The sequence below is a fragment of the Massilia sp. CT11-108 genome (assembly GCF_047302915.1).
GTDB classification, from domain to species: domain Bacteria; phylum Pseudomonadota; class Gammaproteobacteria; order Burkholderiales; family Burkholderiaceae_D; genus Telluria; species Telluria orientalis.
Genome location: NZ_JBKYMO010001129.1, coordinates 1 through 662 on the forward strand (window position 1 = coordinate 1; position 662 = coordinate 662).

Annotated in this window: 1 protein-coding gene; it reads right to left on the minus strand. The window is 69.2% G+C overall.

The features are described from left to right. On the minus strand, positions 1-662 hold a 662-nt coding region (locus ACEN88_RS33570), incomplete at both ends, for an aminotransferase class I/II-fold pyridoxal phosphate-dependent enzyme (RefSeq protein WP_413346668.1).

Here is a 662-nt window from a genome sequence, read left to right on the forward strand (position 1 = left end):
CCCGGCGGCCGCCCGCCTGTTCGATCCGCTCGTACTTCGTCGCGTAGGAAAAGCGCACGTGCTGCTTCGGCGCGGCGAACCCGAAGTCGTCGCCCGGCACGAGCGCGACCAGCGCGTCGCGCAGCACGGCCATGCCGAACGCGCTGCTGTCGTGCGCCAGCGCGTGGTTCACCTGCGTGATGTCGGCGTACACGTAGAACGCGCCGTCCGGCAGCACGGGCACCTGGAACCCGAGGTCGCGCAGCGCGGGCACGAGGAAGTCGCGGCGGCGGCGGAATTCCCGGCGGCGCTCCTCGAAGATGGCGATCGCGTCGTCGTGGAAGGCGGCCAGCGCCGCGTGCTGGGCGATGGCGGGCGCGCAGATGAACAGGTTCTGCGCCAGTTTTTCGACGGCCGGCACGAGCGATTCCGGCAGCACGAGCCAGCCCAGGCGCCAGCCCGTCATGCTGAAGTATTTCGAGAAGCTGTTGACGGTAATGACGTCGTCGCCGAAGGTCAGGGCGCTCGTCGCGCGGTCGCCTTCATTCTCACCGTAATAGAGACCCTGGTAGATCTCGTCGACGATGGAGAATCCGCCGCGCGCGCGGACGGCCGCGACGACGTCGCGCGTCTGCTCCGGCGTCATCGACGTGCCGGTCGGGTTCGACGGCGACGCGACGATC